Here is a 17,378-nt window from a genome sequence, read left to right on the forward strand (position 1 = left end):
TGTCTTCAAGGGCAGGGCTGGCTCTCACCAACCGGGGTGACGGCTGAACACGAGGAGCGAGGCCGCTTCATCCTGTCACCGATTGCCTGCCAGGCGTGTCGCCTTGCGATGCAGGTCACGCACCGCTTCCTCGAGCTCCACCGCCTTGGTGCCGACAGGGTCGAAGGTACGTCCTACGCACAGCTCTACCCGCCCGCGCAGACGCCGCGGGAACTTGGCGAAGGCAGGCCCGCCGCCGTGGGAGAACCAGGACCCCCACAGTCCGCCCAGCGCCATCGGAATCACCGGTACCGGGTCACGCGCCAGAATCAACTCCAGCCCGCGCCGGAAGCGGCCGACCTCCCCGTCACGCGTCAGCTTGCCCTCGGGGAAGATCATCACGACTTCTCCCTCGCGCAGCGCCTTGCCGACTTCTTCCAGCGAGCGGCGCACCCCTGCCGGGTCCTTGCGTGAGGAATCCACCGGAATCGCCCCGGCGATGCGGAAGAACCACTTCAGCCACGGCGAGTGATAGATCTCGGCATCCATCAGGAAACGCAGCGGACGAGGACTGGCCCCGCCCAGAATCAGCGCATCCATGAAGCTGACGTGATTGCACACCACCAGCGCCGACCCTTCCGCCGGTATACGCCAGCGCCCCTTGAGGTGCAGGCGATACATCAGGTGGATGAGGATGAAGATATTGAGGCGCAGGAAGGGGCGCGGGTCACGCAGCATGCAGACCACTGCGATCAGTCCGCTGATCAGGGACAGCAACAGCAGGAAATCCGGAATATCGCGCCCCATCACGCCCAGCACCAGAATGCCAGCACCGGCCGATAGCACCATCAGCAGGGCATTGAGCACGTTGTTGGCGGCGATCATGCGCGCGCGGTGATCTTCAGGACTGCGGATCTGCAGTAGGGTGTAAAGCGGCACGATATAGAGGCCACCACCGAAGCCGATGACGCCGAGATCCAGCCACATGCGCCAGAAACCGGCGATGCCCAGCAGCTCGATCAAGGGCGTGGCCATCTGTGCCTCGGCCAGTACCGGGCGCAGGGCAAGATCCAGCCCGCCAGCGAAGATGATCAGCGCGCCGAAGGGCACCAGTCCCGTCTCGAGGCGCCCGCGCGAGACACGCTCACAGGCCAGCGACCCCAACCCGATACCGATGGCAAAGGCCGCCAGCAAGGCAGAGGTCGCCCCTTCGGCCCCATGCACGATATCGCGCGCATAGGCCGGCAATTGCGTCAGATAGCTGGCGCCGAGGAACCAGAAGGCACTGATGCCCAGCAGCGCCCAGCGTAGCCGGCGGTTGCTCAGCCCTTCACGCATCACCGCGATGCTGCCGGAGAGCGGCCGCCACGGCACGGGGCCGGGCGAAGCGGAGGGTGCCGGCGGAATCTTGCCGGCCGCCATCACGCCCAGCAGGGACAAGGAAACCAGCGACGCGGAGAGCGCCCAGCGTGCCAGCTCGCCGCCCAGTGCCATCAAGGCCGCGGCGGCAAGGGTGCCGATCAGGATGGCGAGAAAGGTGCCCAGCTCGACCCAGGCATTGCCGCTGACCAGCTCATCCGGCTTGAGATGCTGGGGCAGGATGGCGTACTTGACCGGGCCGAAGAGCGCCGACTGGGTGCCCATCATGAACAGCAGCGCCAGCAGCAACTCCCAGGCTTCGAAGATCAAGGCGCCGGCCGCCACGCTCATGGTGGCCAGCTCCAGCCACTTGAGTCGCACGATCAGGCGCTGCTTGTCGAGGCGGTCAGCCAACAGGCCGCCCCAGGCGGAGAACAGCAGAAAAGGCAGGATGAAAAGCCCGGCCGCCAGGTTGTTGACGATGCCGGTGTCCCAGCCCCGCTGCTCGATGACCACGAAGGTCATCAGCAGCAGCAAGGCGTTCTTGAACAGATTGTCATTGAAGGCCCCGAGGGCCTGGGTCCAGAAGAAGGGCGCAAAACGGGGTCGCCGGAGCAGTTCTCGACTCATTTGCCAGCTTCCGTGGCATCCCCCGCACACGCAGCCTCGCTGCGTACCTTGAGCCCTGCCAACATGGTGTCCAGCAACTGATCGAGAAGCTCCGTCACTTCCAGTGGCTGCCCCTGCCAGAGCCCCAGACGCTCGTTCATGCCCAGCTGTACCAGACCGTGCACGCTACCCCACAGCGTGCGCGCCATGCGCTTGGCCTCGACGGACTCGACGTGTGGGGCGTACTCGACCAAAGCCCCCTCCACACGCTCGAACAGCCCTTCGATCATCGCGTTCTGACGCTGGTCCAGCTCCCCTTCCTGGGCGAGCGGGAAGTCAAACAGCAGCTGCCAGCGATAAGGGTCGCGCTGGGCGAAGCCCCAGTAGGCGCGCGCCAAAGCCTTGAGGCGCTCCGAAGGACTCGGCGTCTCCTGTCCGGCTATCGCATCGCGCAGCCTGTCCAGCGTCGCCAGATTGACGTGCTGGAGCAGGTTGCCAAAGCTGCCGTAGAGCTTGAGCAGGGTGCTGGGCGCACAACCGACTTCGCGAGCCAGGTTGCGCAGAGACAGGGCGTGAACGGGCTGCTCTTTGAGCCATTCATCGCAGGTCTCCATTACCCGCGCATGCAGCGCTTCCGGTGCATGCTGACGTGGACGGGCCATCGAATTCCTCTGATGCTTGAGATGCGTTACCGCGTAGCGAGTCTGACGCGGTGTGTGTTCGGACAGCACGGGTGGGCAAAGGGTTGCGACGCCTGGCGGGCATCTCTTGGAGCACCCCGTATCGGTCATTGAATCGAACAGTGTTTCCGTCCAGCATATCGAGACTGAGCACAAACGCAAGCATCACCAAGGTGTGGCATGCTGGCATCCGTGGCGTGCAGCGCGATCCACACCCCATCTCAGGCAGCAGCTGCCGCTGCATGTTCCCTTCGCCTCATCGCCTCAAAGGATTCCCGTGGCCGGTCGTCTGTATATCCCCCCCTACCCCGCTGACCTGCCCCCCGACGAACTGTTCGGGTCGCTGGCGACTCCCGCGCTCGAACGCCAGTTGCGCAGCGAACTGCTGGTCAGTGCCAATCGCGCCCCGCGCATGCCCGCCTCGATGCTGCGCCTGGAAGGCCCCAGCCTGCGGCTGGTGCCGGCACTCTGGGGCCTGACACCCAGCTGGCTGGAGATCATGGACCGCGCCCCACACGTGGCGCGTGCAGAGTCGCTGGAAACGCGACACATGTTCCGCGAGTCGTTCATCAGCCAACGGGCACTGATCCCCGTCGGCGGTGTCTATGTGTGGAAGGAACAACCGCGCATGAAGCAGCCGTTTCTGGTCACGCACCCGACCCGCGCTCCGCTTTTGCTGGCCGCCCTCTGGACGCGCCACTTCAGCGCTCCCCTGATGGAGGGGCTCCCCCCCGAGGGTCGCGACAGCTTCGCGCTGATCAGTGTCGAGTGCGCCGGGGTCACGTCACGCCTGACCGATCGCATGCCCGCCGTGATCGCGCCGCATCAGGTACGCGACTGGCTGAATGCCGAGACGCCGCTGGAGACGGTACGCAGCATGCTGACGCCGAACGCCAGCCTGGCCGCCTTCCCGGTCGCACGGCTCGTCAACGACCCCGAGCATCAGGAGTGGAGCGTCGCCCACCCCACCGGCCCGATGCTGACCTGAATCCGCCTGCGCCGACGGCACGTATCGAGGATGGCGGCACTGCATCGTTCTACCGCCTCGCGCGCATGTTCGCCCAATGAGAACCATCACCGAGTCAGCACCACCTGCCCGAGCAGCGGTGGCATGAATCAGGAGAGAAGATGTCACTGCCTTCAGGATTTCGTCCGCTTGCACTGAGCACGGCCATTGCCGCCATCGTCATGGGTGGTCTGGCACCGGCCACCAGCCATGCCGATACCCGCCCGGCTTCTGCGCCCGCATCGTCACTCGCGCCGGCCGCCAACTCCGCCTCAAGCACGGACCCTGCCAGGGCCGAGCAGGCCAGTCCGGTCATCAAGAGCGAGAACGACCAGCGACTCTATCGCAGCCTGACCCTCGACAACGGCCTCAAGGTCCTGCTGGTCAGTGATGCCAAGGCCGACAAGGCCGCCGCCGCCGTCGATGTCGAAGTCGGCAGCGCCCAGGACCCCGACGATGTTCCGGGGTTGGCGCATTTCCTGGAGCACATGCTGTTCCTCGGCACCGATCGCTACCCGAAGCCGGACGCCTACCAAGACTTCATCACCAAGCATGGCGGCCAGCACAACGCCTTCACCGCCAGCCAGGACACCAACTACTTCTTCGACATCGACCCGGACGCCTTCGATGAAGCGCTGCCGCGCTTTGCGCGCTTCTTCGTCGCACCACAGTTCAACGCCGACTACGTGGATCGCGAGCGCCATGCGGTCAATTCCGAGTATCAGGCGCGCCTGCAGGACGATGGCCGGCGCATCTACGAGGCTGTCGAAGCGGCCCTCAATCCGGAACACCCCTTCAACCGCTTCAGCGTCGGCAGTCTCGAGACCCTCAAGGACACCGAGGCCGGTAGCCTGCGCCAGCGTCTGGTCGATTTCTATCAGTCTCACTACGGCGCCAACGTGATGCGCCTGTCACTGGTCGGGCCGCAGTCGCTGGAAACGCTCGAGCAACTGGCCCGTGACAACTTCAGTGATGTGCCAGATCGTGGGTTGTCGCGTCCCGAGATCACCACGCCCCTGGCCAGCGGTGACGATCTGCCGGCACGCCTTGAGGTCAAGGCACTCAAGCAGGAGCGCAAGCTGTCGTTCATGTTCCCCATCGACGACCCGATCGCCCACTACCGCTCACAGCCGGTCAGCTACCTGGCCAACCTGATCGGTCACGAAGGCGAAGGCAGTCTACTGGCAGTGCTCAAGGACAAGGGCTGGGCAGATGGCCTCTCGGCCGGCGGTGGCCTCAGTGATGGCGAGCATGCCCTGCTCAGCGTCGACATCAGCCTGACCCCGGAAGGCGCGCAGCATCAGGCGGAAATCCGCGCCGCGCTGTTCGACTATCTGGCCCTGATCCGCGCTGAGGGCATCAACGACTGGCGCTATACCGAACAGGCACAGCTGGGTGAGCAGAGCTTCCGCTTCCAGCAGCGCAGCTCGCCGGTCAATCTGGCCAGCAATCTGGCGATGATGATGACGCGCTACCCGGTCGAGGACGTGCTGGCGGCGCCCTACCTGATGCAGGACTTCGACCCGGACCTGATCAAGGACACCCTCGCTCGCCTGACACCCGACAACCTGCTGGAGGTCTACTCCGGCCCGCAGGTGGAGGGTGACAAACAGGGCGAGTGGTTCAAGGCGCCCTACACCCTGACGCGCCTGACGGCGGATACCGCTGCTCAGACAGCCGGCGACGACACCCTGGCCAGTCAGCTGGCGCTGCCCGGGCCAAATCCCTATCTGGCCAAGGACTTCCGCGTACTCGACCTGGCCGACGCCAAGCCGAGCCAGCTGATCGATGAGCCCGGTGCCGAGCTCTGGTATCAGGGCGACGCAAGCTTCGGCGTGCCGAAGGCCGAATGGCGCTTCGGTCTGCTCAATCCCGACGTCAATCGCTCGGTGGATGACCAGGCCATGAGTCAGGTACTGGCGGCGTGGCTGAATGACAGCCTCAACGCGCGTCTGTATCCGGCACGTCTGGCCGGGCAGGATGCGCTGGTCTATGCCCATGGGCGTGGCATCACGCTGCAGTTCAGTGGCTGGCGTGATGGTCAGCAGCCGGAAATGCGCGAAGTGCTCGACCAGCTGGTGAATGGCGAGATGGCCCCCGCCACGCTGGAGCGCATCACTCAACGCCTGCGTCGCAGCCTGCAGAACCGCGTTCAGGCACCGCTCTACACGCGCCTGGGCCGCAGCCTCAGTGAAACGCTGGTCGGTCTGCCGAGCAGCGCCGAGCAACAACTGGCGGCCCTGGACAAGATCGACGCCCAGTCACTGGACAGCTTCCGCAAGCGCTTCCTTGCCAAGCTGCACGTGCAGGCGATGGTGACCGGCAACCTGACCGCCGACCAGGCCCGCGAGACCGGCCAGCTGGTGATCAACGGGCTGGCGCCGCGTATCACTCGCAAGGCGGTGCCAGACCTGGAAGTGCGTCAGGTCACCCACCACACGGTACTGCGTCCGGACAGCACACGCGGCGATGCCGGCGCCCTGCGCTACCTGCAGGGCAAGGACCGTACGCTGCAGTCCCAGGCCCGCATCGCGGTGCTGGGCCAGCTGCTTGAAGCGCCCTTCTACAGCCAGCTGCGCACCGAGGAGCAACTCGGCTATATCGTCTCCGCACGCTATTCGCCCATGCTCGATGCGCCGGGGCTGAGCCTGCTGGTGCAGTCGCCGTCCAAGGACAGCAAGACGCTGTTTTCGCGCATGGATGCCTTCCTCACCCGCTTCGACAGCCGCGTGCAGTCACTGGATGAGGCGGCGCTTGCCAGCTACCGCGACGCCGTCGTCGACAGCCTGACCCAGAAGCCCCGCAAGCTGTCCGAGCTGGCAGCGCGCAACTGGAGCGAGCTGAGCTTCGGCTGGACAGGCTTTGACCGCCGCCAGCAACTGGTCGCGGCCGTCGAACAGGTCAGCGCGCAGGATATCCGCGCCATCTGGCAGCAGCTGAATGACTCCAGCGCGCTGGAACTGGCCTTCGACCCCGGCACGCCCAGCGACTTCGACCAGCGCCTCACGGAACTGGACCTGCCGCCGCTGCCCGAGGCGCCGCGCGCCGAGACAGGCGCGACCCTGGCGGCACCCTCTGCCGAGGCCAGCGGCAATGCTCAGCATTGAGTCTCGCCGGCCCGCCAGCGGCTTGGCGGGCAAACAAGGCGCCGGCCCTCACCGGACGGGCGCCTGAAACGACAAGACCCCGACGCGGTGCAGTTCAATAACCGCGTCGGGGTCTTGTTCATTCATGCCTTGCCGGCAAGTACTGCAGGCCGGCTAGCCCGTCATCAGCCGAAGGCCTGCGGCGGCATGATGCCTTCCACGTACATCGCCAGTTCTTCGAGAATCTGCACGCGGTCCGGGTCCTGTTCGCTCTGGGCCAGACGCTGGATCTCGCTGACGAAGCCCTTCACGGTCAGGCTCGCGACCTGCTCATCGTTCATGCGCTCCCAGCGCCACTGCTCCCAGCGTTCGCGCTCGGCGGAGTTGAGCGTGTAGCCGTAGCTGCGCGCACGATAGCGGAACAGCATCTCCTCGAGCCGTCCATCCTGGAAGGCGAACGGCGTATCGTCGAGCGCCTCGGGATGGGTGGCACGTACCCGCTCCATCTCCTTGCGGTCCGCGGGCGAGAAGAAGCCACCGGAATAGAGCATCAGGTCCGGATCAGCCGGGCCGGCCGGCGGCGCCTCGGCGAATACCTGCGCCACCTTCACGCCGACACCGGCGTTGTCCTTCAGCCACTTCCAGTGCACGCGACACTGGGCCGGGTCGATCTTGAAGCGCGCGGCGATCTCGCCGTACTCGCCCTCATGCGGCCCGGACACATCCTTGAGCGCATTGGCCGGCAGCAGCACCGGACTCTTGTTGAGATGGATGACCTTGAGCGGAATCCGCTCCTCGCCTTCCGCGAGGTCATCGGCACTGGCGAAGACACGGGCACGTATCTCTTCCGGTGACAGTTCCATCAACGGTGCCGGGTCGACCGAGAGGTCATAGACGATCACGCCATTGGCATTCGAAGGATGCTCCGCCAGCGGCACCACCAGCGCGCCGCAGGCCCGCGAGGCCGGATAGCGACGCGAGATGTGCAGCATCGGCTTGCGTGCGCCGATATCCAGCAGGCTGGCGACATGGCGCTTGTTGCGCAGCTTGAGCAGGTAATCGAACAGTCGCGCATTGCGCGACTTGAGCAGGCGTGCCAGCGCGATGGTGGCGCGCACATCCACCAGCGCGTCATGCGCGCCGGCGTGTTCGATGCCATTGGCCGCCGTCAGGTGCTCCAGGCGGAAGCTGGGCGCACCATCTTCTCGCCTGGGCCATTCGATGCCTTCCGGGCGCAGGGCGTGGAAGGCGCGCACGACATCGATCAGGTCCCAGCGCGAATTGCCGTTCTGCCACTCACGCCCGTAGGGGTCGAGGAAGTTGCGGTAGAACAGATGACGGCTGACTTCATCATCGAAGCGCAGGCTGTTGTAGCCCAGCGTGCAGGTCCCCGGCACGCTCATCTCGTCATTGATGCGTCCGGCGAACTCGGCCTCGGGGATGCCGCGGCGCTCGGCCTGCTGCGGGGTGATGCCGGTGATCAGGCACGCCATCGGCTGGGGCAGGAAGTCATCGGCCGGCTTGCAATAGAGGGTCAGCGGCTCGCCGATCTCGTTGAAGTCAGCATCGGTACGGATGGCCGCGAACTGCGAAGGACGGTCACGGCGCGGGTCGGCGCCGAAGGTCTCGTAGTCGTGCCACAGGAAGGTGGGCTCTGCCACAGGATGTCTCCACGCGGGCGGTCGAAAAATGAACGTGCCAGAGCACCGTCTCCAGCAAGGCTGGCACGGTGCTCTGGCAGGCAATGGGCATTGGCTGGCTCGGGACGTCGCAGGGGATGCCCGCTCGGCAACGCCTCAGGTGACAAGCACCCGACGCCCCGCGAACTCAGGCCTCGCCGGGGCGCGGCAGAGTGACGTTGAGCTCCAGCACCGAGCAGTCGTCTTCGCGGTCCAGCGAGATGTTGATGGCATCCTGGTCGACCTGCACATACTTGCGAATCACCTCGAGCAGCTCACGCTCCAGCATCGGCATGTAATCCGGCTGGTCACGCTGGCTACGCTGGTGCGCGACGATGATCTGCAGCCGCTCCTTCGCGACATTGGCGGTCTTCTTGCGCTCTCGCTTCAGAAAATCCAGTAATTTCACTTGCGCCCCCCTCCAAACATTCTGGCCAGCAGGCCGCGCTTCTCGACTTCATGGAAACGCAGCTGCACTTCCTCGCCCAACAGGCGGGACACGCAATCCACGTACGCCTGGCCGGCATCGCTCTTCTGGTCATGCGTGACCGGCACACCCTGGTTGGACGCGCGCAGCACGGCGTCGGATTCCGGAATCAGGCCGATCAGCGGAATCGACAGGATTTCCTGGATATCGGTCAGGTTGAGCATGTCTCCGCCGGTGACGCGCGCCGGATGGTAACGGGTGATCAGCAGGTGTTCACGCACCGGGGTGTCGCCATTCTCGGCGCGACGCGTCTTGGAAGACAGCAGGCCGATAATGCGGTCGGAGTCACGTACCGAGCTGACTTCCGGGTTGGTCACCACCACGGCCTCGTCAGCGAAGTACATCGCCAGCTGGGCACCGCGCTCGATACCGGCCGGCGAGTCACAGATGACGTAATCGAACTCCTCGCGCAGCGCGTCGAGCACCTTCTCGACGCCTTCCAGCGTCAGCGCGTCCTTGTCACGGGTCTGGGAGGCCGGAAGGATGTGCAGGTTGTCGATGCGCTTGTCGCGGATCAGGGCCTGCTTGAGATTGGCTTCGCCCTGGATGACGTTGACCAGGTCGTAGACCACACGGCGCTCGCAGCCCATGATCAGGTCCAGGTTACGCAGGCCCACATCGAAATCGATCACTACGGTCTTGTTGCCGCGCAAAGCCAGTCCGGTGGCAATGGCGGCGGCGCTGGTCGTCTTGCCGACGCCGCCCTTGCCTGACGTCACTACGATAATCTTGGCCAAAGCTGTCTTCCTTGCTGAGAGTCCCTCGCCGAGCGAGGATCACCGGTAAGTATTGGATATCTAAGTATTGGATATCGTTCTGAACACAGTGCTGGGATCAGCCGAGTCGTGCGATACAGAGTTGGTCATGTTCAAGCACGACTTCGACATTGGCACCCAGCAGGCGATTGTCGATGTCATCGAGTCGCTTGTAGGTTCCGGCCACCGAGAGCAACTCGGCGTGCAGTTCCCTGCAGTAGATGCTGGCGTTGCGATCGCCATGGATACCCGCCAGCGCGCGGCCACGCAGAGCGCCATAGATATGCACACTGCCAGCGGCCAGGATCTCGGCGCCGGCATTCACCGCGCCGATGATGACCAGATCGCCCTCCGGTGCGCTGACCTGCTGGCCCGAACGCACCGTCCCCCGATACACCTTGCTGGCGTGGGCCGGCTCCGCTTTCTCGGCCGCGCTGTCCGTGACTGTCTCGGCAGGTTCGGCGACCGGCTCAGCGGCCACCGGCGGCACAGACTCGAGGGAGCGTCCGCGATTCTCCTGCGGCGGGAACCACCCCAGTCCCAGTGCCCAGGCGGACTGACGCACCGGGTCTCCACCACCACGCACCGCGACCGGCAGCAGCTTGTGTCCTCGGCAGACGGCACAGATGCGCTCCAGCGCCAGATGCGGCTCGTCGAGCTTCTCGACGCTCAGCACCACCGGCGTATGTTGAAAGAAGGCCGGCGACTGGCTGAGCTTGCTGGCCAGCTGAGCACGGATCTGCTCCGGATCACCGCTGACCAGCTCCATGACCGTCATCGGCAGCATGCCGCCCTTGAAGGTGAAGGCCTGAGGGGCCCTGTCCGTACTGAGACTCATGACCTGACTCCGGTTGCGTAAAGAAGTGTCGAAGCCCTCCGACACTCTCGATGATGCACGTGCTGTTCACGGCATCCTCAAGGCGACCCTCGATTGGTAAGGCCACCTGAATAACATAGCTCGCCGTCGCACACGGCACAGCGACTGCTTGAGAGGCGCCGAGCATGAATGACAGACACTGAATGGCATAGCGGTAACGTACAAAACTATGTGAGCGGACACAGTGCTGCAACTGATGATACGGCCAGCAGCAGGCACTGTCAGGTGTCGCGAGCCTACGACGTGGCTCCCTTGCCGACCTGTCACCCGCCGCCGGTTGCCCTGCACGCCGCCGCGTGCGTGCAATAAGACACATCGATCGACATGCGATACCACACAACGGGGGGCTGTGACTGGTAAGATAGCGGGGTGACGAAATTCATGCGCCGTCACTCCGCCCACTCCGCCGTGCCCACCCGATTGCACCCGCCGAGTGTGCGGCCAATTGTTGCGCCCCTCTATTTTTTGCCTGGATAACCGCTCTCTCATGACCGGACTGCTCTCCCGCCTCACTGGCCGCCTGTTCACTCCTCGCTGGCAACACGCCAACCCTGCCATTCGCTCCGCTGCCACTGACCAGCTTGATCCGGAGATTCCAGACCAGCGCAATATCCTGGAGACCCTGATCCTCGAAGATGACGCCTTGGAGGTGCGCCATGCCGCCCTGACGCGCATGCAATCTCCCGAGCGTCTGCTGCCGCTGCTCGACCGCGCCGATGGCCTGGTACGCGAGCGCCTGATCGAACTGTTGAGCGGCGGCCAGGATGCGCCCTCACTGTTGAGCCGTGAACAACTGGTCGCACGCCTGGACGATAGCGAGCTGCTGTCCGCCGTGGCGGCCCGCGGCGACAACCAGCAACTGCGTCTGACCGCACTGAGCCGTCTGGAAGATGAAGAGGCGCTGATCCACCAGGCCTGCCACAACACCATCGCTGCCGTGCGTCATGCCGCTGCCGCCCGCATCACCAGCCAGGCCGGTCTCGAGCGTCTGGTGCGTGATGCCAAGCGTGATCGTCACGTGCAGCGTCAGGCGCGCGACATCCTCGCTCAGCGTCGTGCCGATGCCCAGCAGGCCGATGCGCTGGCCGCCAGCCGCGACAACCTGCTGCGCCAGATGGAAAAGCTGCCGCGTCAGGCATGGGAAGACAGCGTGCCCTCGCGTTACCGCTCGCTGCTGCGCGAGTGGGAGCGTCTGCCGGCCGCGGACTACGACATCCAGCAGCGCTTCGAAGAGGCACGCCAGCAGGCGCACAAGGTCATCAGCGACCATGAGGCCCGCGAGGAAGCCATTCGCGCCCATGAGCGTCTGAGCGCCAACCTCAATACGCACCTGGAAGAGATTCTCAGCGCCGTGGATCAGGCGCGGGAAGACCTCTACAGCCGCGACTGCGTCAATGATCACGACTTCGCCAGCCTTCAGGCCCAACGCCGCCTGCAAGGAGAGCGCTGGCGCGAGCTGACCGACCAGTTCTCGGCCCCGGCCGAACTGCTCGAACGTCAGCAGCGCCTGCAACAGCAGCTGCAGGATGCCCTCGATGCCTGGCATCGCCATCAGCTGTGCCAGGGCGAGCTGGATGCCGCGCTGATCGACAATGACATCGACCAGCTGCGTCGTCTGGAAAGCGAGGTGGCCTGGCCTGCGGGTCTGCCGCAGACCGCCAGCCTGAGCGCGGTGCGTCAGGCGATCAGCGCGGCACAGCCGGAAGAGCCGACGGAGGCAGCGCAAGAGCAGGACGCGGTCGATGAAAGCCCTGCACAAGACACAGAGTCAGCTGACGCCTCCCGCGAGGGCGACGGCACTGCGCGCAAGGCGAGCCTGGACCTGGACGCACTGGACGCCGAACTGGCACGCCTGGAAGCGGATCTCGATGCCGGCAAGCTCAAGCCAGCCAGTCGTCTGCATCGCTCACTGCGCGATCGTACCGAAGGCCAGCTCGACAATGCCCGCCAGACTCGCCTGCGCCAGCTGGGCGCGCGTGTCGCGGAACTCCGTGACTGGCAGAACTTCGTCGCGGCGCCCAAGCGCGAGCAGCTGCTCGAGGCCATCACCACCCTGAGCGAGCGCGATGACATCAGCGATGAGCAGCGCGACCGCCAGCACCAGCAGCTGATTCAGCAATGGCGCGAGCTGGGCGATGCGGCCGCCAGCCGCGATGCCAGCCAGGCGTTCCGCACCGCCTCTGACGCCATCAAGCTGCGTCTGCGGGATTACCGCGAATCGCGCAAGCAGCTGCGTGAACACAATCTGGCCATGCGCCAAGCGCTCTGCGAGCAGCTTGAATCGCTCAACGGTCACGCCATGGACGATGCCGACCCCGACTCCCTGCGCCAGATCCGCGATCGCGCCCGTGAGGAATGGCGTCGCCACACACCGGTGCCCGCAGGCCCCGGTCGCCAGCTGTCGCACCGCTTCGGTGAGGCGCTGACGGCACTGCAGGCGCTGATCGACAGCCGCGCGGGTCAGATCGCCGCCGCCAAGCAGGTACTGGTCGACGCCGTCGAGGCGCTGGCCAATGAGGACTCGCCGGCACGCGCCCGCGCCGAACAGGCCAAGGCCCTGCAGAGTCGCTGGCGCGAGATGGGCCGCGCGCCCAAGGGCGAAGAACAACGCCTATGGGCCGCCTTCCGCGCGGCGTGCGACCGCATCTTCGCCGCGCGCGATCAGGACCGCGAAGACCGCGACAGCCGCGAGCAGGCACGCCTGGATCAGTGGCAGGCGTTGATCGAGCGCCTCGACAGCTGGGAGCCGGAGACGCTGGAAGACGCCGCCCTGCTCGATGACGCCTTGAAGGAAGCCGACACCCTCGGCCCGCTGCCGCGCGGCAAGCGGGGTGACGGCATGCGTCGTCGCTGGACCGGCATTCTCAAGCGTCGCGAGCAGCGTCTGGACGAACTGCACGCCCTGCAATTGCGCGAGGAATGGCAGCAATGGCGTGACCTGCTCGAACAGCACGCCGTGGCGGATGCCAGCGCGCGCAACGGCGACGTGCAGGATGTCGCGCTGCCGAGCACCTCGGCCTTCGACGACAACAGCCGTCAGGCCAATGCGGCGCGCAACCAGATGCGTCAGGCCCTGCCGAGCAACTGCAGCGCCGCCAACGAGCGCCTGGCCGAGCTGCGTGTCCACCTGGCCATTCTGTTCGAGGCCCCGCTGGGCAGCGAAGATGAGTCACGCCGCCTGACCGTGCAGGTCGCGCGCATCAACCAGCAGCTGGGTGAGCGCATGGAGCGTGAAGAAGAGCTGGATGAGGTGCTGGATGCGCTGCTCGCCAACGGTCCGCTGGACTGGGACGCCTGGCAGACCGAACTGCCGCGCTTCGATGCGCTGTTCAATCACTGAGTCAGTGCTCTTGAGCTGGTGACGACGCGCTCGCAAGACTGAAGTCATGGCAACGAAAAGCCCCCGCCTCGAGAGAGACGGGGGCTTTTTCATTCTCTTGCCAGAGGGGCCGGGTGCCAACCCTGCACTGGCTCACTCCAGCGCAGAGCATCAGCCCATGAACTGGCCGCCATTGATGTCCAGGTTGGCACCGGTGATGAAGCCGGATTTCTCGTCGGCCAGGAAGGCGACCGCGCGTGCGATCTCATCCGGCTGGCCGTAGCGCTTGACCGGGATGGTCTCGCGGATCGATTCACGGATCTCTTCGGGGATCTTCATGATCATGTCGGTGGCGATATAGCCCGGCGACAGGGTGTTGACGGTGATGCCCTTGGTCGCGGTTTCCTGCGCCAGGGCCATGGTCAGGCCATGCATGCCCGCCTTGGCAGCCGAGTAGTTGACCTGCCCGAACTGCCCCTTGCGGCCATTGATGGAGGAGATGTTCACGATGCGGCCGTACTTGTGCTCCAGCATGTCATTGATGACGGCACGGCAGGTGTTGAAGACGCTGTCGAGGTTGCAGTTGATGACTTCGCGCCACTGCTCATAGCTCATCTTGCGCATGGAGGTATCACGCGTGATACCGGCGCAGTTGACCAGTACCGCGATCGGGCCGAAGCGCTCACGGATTTCGTTGACGCCTGCCTGACAGGCTTCGAAGTTGTCCAGCTCGATACCGGACAGTGCGATGTTCTCGTACCCGGCAGCACGCTGTTCCGACAGCCACCCCTCTGCCTTTTCCTTGTTCCTGTAACCCGCAATTACCTGATACCCCTGGTTCGCCAGCTCGCGGCAGATAGCGGAACCAATGCCACCGGTACCACCGGTAACCCATGCGACGGGTGCTGTCTGTGTCATCTTATTGCGTCTCCCTAATCCTGGAACGTCCTGTGTCCTTGGCTTGGGCACAGCTTGGCGAATCTGCGGACACCCCGCCCTGAGAAAACGAGAATGCCTGCAACGACAACAATGACCCGTATCTCTAACAGCCTGATGACAATCGTGCACTCTGTGACGCCTGCCATCCGCCTGTGCGAGACGCGTCCTCCTCAGTATGGACAGGATGCAGAGGGAATGTATGTAGCAGATCTCTCACACAAGATGTCGATAATCGCTCGAGATGCGTAGATGGGTTGGTGACGACTCACCGGACACGAGATGTTTGCGTCAATTACGGGATAACGGTTGACGCAGCACTGTATATCCTTATACTACGCCCCACGTTGATGCGGGGTGGAGCAGTCTGGTAGCTCGTCGGGCTCATAACCCGAAGGTCATCGGTTCAAATCCGGTCCCCGCTACCACTGACAAGTCGTTGCCTATCAAGGTAATTCCCGGTCAGACACCAACGTGATGTTGCGGGATGGAGCAGTCTGGTAGCTCGTCGGGCTCATAACCCGAAGGTCATCGGTTCAAATCCGGTTCCCGCTACCAACCTCTGATGCGTCAGAGTTGGAGCAAAGGCAGTAACCAGTATTGCGGGGTGGAGCAGTCTGGTAGCTCGTCGGGCTCATAACCCGAAGGTCATCGGTTCAAATCCGGTCCCCGCTACCAAGAATTCGAAAGGCCTGATGCCATGCATCAGGCCTTTTTCGTATGCGTGACATTCCTGTGCGAGGATATCGCTGAGGCCAGCGCCCGGACCTCGCTTACCCCTTTCTCAACGCCCATCACCTTCACACTCATCGCGTCAGTCCCAAGGGAGTGCCTGCATGCGCCACTGGCTGGTCAAGACCGAACCCGATGCCTTCTCGCTGGATGACCTGCGCCGCGAATCACCGGCGCTCTGGGATGGCGTGCGCAACTATCAGGCGCGCAACTTCCTGCGTGAGATGCAGCTCGGTGATGTCGTGCTCATCCAGCACTCCAGCTGCAAGATACCTGCGGTGGTCGGCCTGGCCGTCGTCAGCGAACTCGCCCTGCCCGACCCGACGGCCAGTGACCCCGAGCACAAGGGCTTCGACCCACGTCAGGTGGCGGATATCGATGCCGACAAGCCTCCGCGCTGGGTCGCCCCGCGCCTGAGCTACCTTCGCCCGCTGCGCACCTCCCTGCCCATCGCGCGCCTGAAGGCCCGGCCCGAGCTGGCGGACAGCCACCTGGTGCGCCGCGCACGCCTGTCCGTGATGCCGCTCAGCGAGAGCGAAGCCGCCTGCATCGCCAGCCTGGCCGACGACACCCTGCTGCCGTGAACCGACGCGCCCGGGGCGCTCGCGCGAGGAAGTGACCGGCAGCGCCTTGAACTCCACTGCGACGGGCCGCATCATCAGGCCAACCGGCTCGCGCGCGAGCCTTGAATCGCAGACAGAATTTCGGGGCATGCACCATGATCATCGATCCCAATACCGGCCAGCCACTGACCGGCAATGACACCACCGCCGCCCAGCCACAAGGGGTGGTCGGCGGCGGTGCCGCCAGTGCGCCGCGCCAGGCAGAAGACGCCAACACCTACATCATCGATGTGGACATGAGCAATCTTCAGCAGGTGCTGGAAGCCTCACAGCAAGTGCCGGTACTGCTGGATTGCTGGTCGCCGCAGAGCGAGCATTGTCTCGTCCTGACACCGATTCTCGAGAAGCTGGCACGTGAATATGCGGGTGGCTTCATCCTGGCCAAGCTGAACGCCGAGGAGCAGCAGGACATCGCCGCCCAGCTGGGCGTGCGCTCGGTGCCGGATGTCAAGCTGGTCATCCAGGGCGGTCTGGCAGGCAATTTCACCGGCGCACGCCCGGAAGCCGAGATTCGCCAGTTCCTCGAGCAGCACAAGGTCCAGCCGGCGGCCGGCGCAGGACCCAGCCTCACGGAGCAGGCGGCCACTGCGCTGGAAAGCGGCGATCTCGTCACCGCCAAGGCGCTGTATCAGCAACTGGCGCAGGAATCCCCCGAGACACCGGAATACCGCATCCACCTCGCCTCGGTACTGGTCGCCGAAGGCAATGGTGAAGAGGCCCGTCAGCTGCTGGATTCCCTCAAGCCGGAAGACCGTGACGGTGCCCAGGCGCGAGGCGTACGCGCACGCATCGACTTCACCGCCGAGGCACCGTCTCCCGAAGAGGTGCAGGCGATGATCGAGCGGGACGACAGCGAAGCCCGCTACCAGCGCGCCATGCGCGATCTGGCGGATGGCCACTACGAGCTGGCGCTGGATACCCTGATCAGCCTGGTGAAGACTGACCGCCAGTACGGCGATGATCTGGCACGCAAGACGCTGCTGCGCGTCTTCGACGCCCTTGGGGCGACCCATGAGCTGACGGTGCGCTTCCGTCGCCAACTGTTCGCTCTGATGTATTGATTGTGCTGATGTACTGATCGTGCTGATGTACTGATCGTGCTGATGCGCTGATTGTACTTCTGATCGGGCTAATGAGCTGAACACATCACGCAGACGACAAGGCCCCGCCTCCGGTCAAGGAAGCGGGGCCTTGTCATTGAGGGCCCGCCGTCGCGCCGACTCAAGGACTAACGACGGCTCCAGCCCTTGA

The 17,378-nt window shown here is 64.6% G+C and carries 12 protein-coding genes and 3 tRNA genes; 8 read left to right on the plus strand and 7 right to left on the minus strand.

The window, feature by feature from the left end; translation table 11 throughout:
- Positions 1-75 precede the first annotated feature (75 nt).
- Both NH396_RS16420 and NH396_RS16425 read right to left on the minus strand, forming a co-directional pair.
- Positions 76-1,968, minus strand: coding sequence for an MFS transporter (locus NH396_RS16420; RefSeq protein ID WP_253064969.1), 1,893 nt, complete (start codon positions 1,966-1,968; stop codon positions 76-78).
- Positions 1,965-2,609 carry a TetR-like C-terminal domain-containing protein gene (locus NH396_RS16425; RefSeq protein WP_176678101.1) on the minus strand — a complete coding sequence of 215 codons (645 nt, stop codon included), beginning with the start codon at positions 2,607-2,609 and terminating at the stop codon, positions 1,965-1,967. The genes NH396_RS16420 and NH396_RS16425 overlap by 4 nt, the downstream gene beginning before the upstream one ends.
- A 295-nt stretch (positions 2,610-2,904) precedes the next feature.
- Here NH396_RS16425 and NH396_RS16430 point away from each other — a divergent pair, with 295 nt between their 5' ends.
- Both NH396_RS16430 and NH396_RS16435 read left to right on the plus strand, forming a co-directional pair.
- The gene (locus tag NH396_RS16430; RefSeq protein WP_253064971.1) at positions 2,905-3,615 is read left to right on the plus strand and encodes an SOS response-associated peptidase family protein; all 711 of its coding nucleotides are present in this window, start codon (positions 2,905-2,907) and stop codon (positions 3,613-3,615) included.
- Positions 3,616-3,755: 140 nt separating this feature from the next.
- On the plus strand, positions 3,756-6,740 hold the full coding sequence (locus tag NH396_RS16435; protein ID WP_253064973.1) for an insulinase family protein: 2,985 nt from the start codon (positions 3,756-3,758) through the stop codon (positions 6,738-6,740).
- A 164-nt stretch (positions 6,741-6,904) separates the two neighbouring features.
- Here NH396_RS16435 and sbcB read toward each other — a convergent pair whose 3' ends face one another.
- The 4 genes from sbcB to minC all read right to left on the minus strand — a co-directional run bounded on the left by sbcB (position 6,905) and on the right by minC (position 10,478).
- Positions 6,905-8,380 (minus strand): exodeoxyribonuclease I, encoded by a 1,476-nt coding sequence (gene sbcB, locus NH396_RS16440; protein WP_176678103.1) that lies wholly within the window; start codon positions 8,378-8,380, stop codon positions 6,905-6,907.
- A 166-nt stretch (positions 8,381-8,546) separates the two neighbouring features.
- On the minus strand, positions 8,547-8,807 hold the full coding sequence (minE, locus tag NH396_RS16445; protein WP_043336475.1) for a cell division topological specificity factor MinE: 261 nt from the start codon (positions 8,805-8,807) through the stop codon (positions 8,547-8,549).
- Positions 8,804-9,622: a septum site-determining protein MinD gene (minD, locus tag NH396_RS16450; RefSeq protein WP_054557277.1), complete on the minus strand. Its 819-nt coding sequence runs from the start codon at positions 9,620-9,622 to the stop codon at positions 8,804-8,806. The genes minE and minD overlap by 4 nt, the downstream gene beginning before the upstream one ends.
- A 97-nt stretch (positions 9,623-9,719) precedes the next feature.
- Entirely contained in the window at positions 9,720-10,478 is a 759-nt protein-coding gene (gene minC, locus NH396_RS16455; RefSeq protein WP_176678105.1) for a septum site-determining protein MinC, read from the minus strand.
- Positions 10,479-11,004: 526 nt separating this feature from the next.
- Here minC and NH396_RS16460 point away from each other — a divergent pair.
- Entirely contained in the window at positions 11,005-13,857 is a 2,853-nt protein-coding gene (locus tag NH396_RS16460; protein WP_176678106.1) for a DUF349 domain-containing protein, read from the plus strand.
- Between the two features lie 150 nt (positions 13,858-14,007).
- On the opposite strand, the gene phbB is transcribed toward NH396_RS16460, so the two are convergent.
- Positions 14,008-14,754, minus strand: coding sequence for an acetoacetyl-CoA reductase (phbB, locus tag NH396_RS16465; protein ID WP_176678107.1), 747 nt, complete (start codon positions 14,752-14,754; stop codon positions 14,008-14,010).
- A 369-nt stretch (positions 14,755-15,123) separates the two neighbouring features.
- Here phbB and NH396_RS16470 point away from each other — a divergent pair.
- The 5 genes from NH396_RS16470 (at position 15,124) to NH396_RS16490 (ending at position 17,188) form a co-directional block, all read left to right on the plus strand.
- Positions 15,124-15,200: transfer RNA gene (locus tag NH396_RS16470), tRNA-Met, on the plus strand.
- 53 nt (positions 15,201-15,253) lie between these two features.
- Positions 15,254-15,330: transfer RNA gene (locus NH396_RS16475), tRNA-Met, on the plus strand.
- A 43-nt stretch (positions 15,331-15,373) separates the two neighbouring features.
- A tRNA-Met gene (locus NH396_RS16480) sits at positions 15,374-15,450 on the plus strand.
- Between the two features lie 158 nt (positions 15,451-15,608).
- Entirely contained in the window at positions 15,609-16,088 is a 480-nt protein-coding gene (locus NH396_RS16485) for an EVE domain-containing protein (protein ID WP_176678108.1), read from the plus strand.
- A 134-nt stretch (positions 16,089-16,222) separates the two neighbouring features.
- Positions 16,223-17,188, plus strand: coding sequence for a tetratricopeptide repeat protein (locus NH396_RS16490; RefSeq protein WP_176678109.1), 966 nt, complete (start codon positions 16,223-16,225; stop codon positions 17,186-17,188).
- The last annotated feature ends 190 nt before the right edge of the window (positions 17,189-17,378 follow it).

Origin of the sequence: Cobetia sp. Dlab-2-AX (assembly GCF_024124625.1) — a bacterium.
Taxonomy (GTDB): domain Bacteria; phylum Pseudomonadota; class Gammaproteobacteria; order Pseudomonadales; family Halomonadaceae; genus Cobetia.

Excerpts from the sequence above, each read along its gene's own strand:
- phbB (WP_176678107.1), bottom strand. The coding sequence starts at position 14,754 with ATGACACAGACAGCACCCGTCGCATGGGTTACCGGTGGTACCGGTGGC.
- NH396_RS16435 (WP_253064973.1), top strand. The coding sequence starts at position 3,756 with ATGTCACTGCCTTCAGGATTTCGTCCGCTTGCACTGAGCACGGCCATT.
- NH396_RS16420 (WP_253064969.1), bottom strand. The coding sequence starts at position 1,968 with ATGAGTCGAGAACTGCTCCGGCGACCCCGTTTTGCGCCCTTCTTCTGG.
- NH396_RS16425 (WP_176678101.1), bottom strand. The coding sequence starts at position 2,609 with ATGGCCCGTCCACGTCAGCATGCACCGGAAGCGCTGCATGCGCGGGTA.
- NH396_RS16485 (WP_176678108.1), top strand. The coding sequence starts at position 15,609 with ATGCGCCACTGGCTGGTCAAGACCGAACCCGATGCCTTCTCGCTGGAT.
- minC (WP_176678105.1), bottom strand. The coding sequence starts at position 10,478 with ATGAGTCTCAGTACGGACAGGGCCCCTCAGGCCTTCACCTTCAAGGGC.
- NH396_RS16460 (WP_176678106.1), top strand. The coding sequence starts at position 11,005 with ATGACCGGACTGCTCTCCCGCCTCACTGGCCGCCTGTTCACTCCTCGC.
- NH396_RS16490 (WP_176678109.1), top strand. The coding sequence starts at position 16,223 with ATGATCATCGATCCCAATACCGGCCAGCCACTGACCGGCAATGACACC.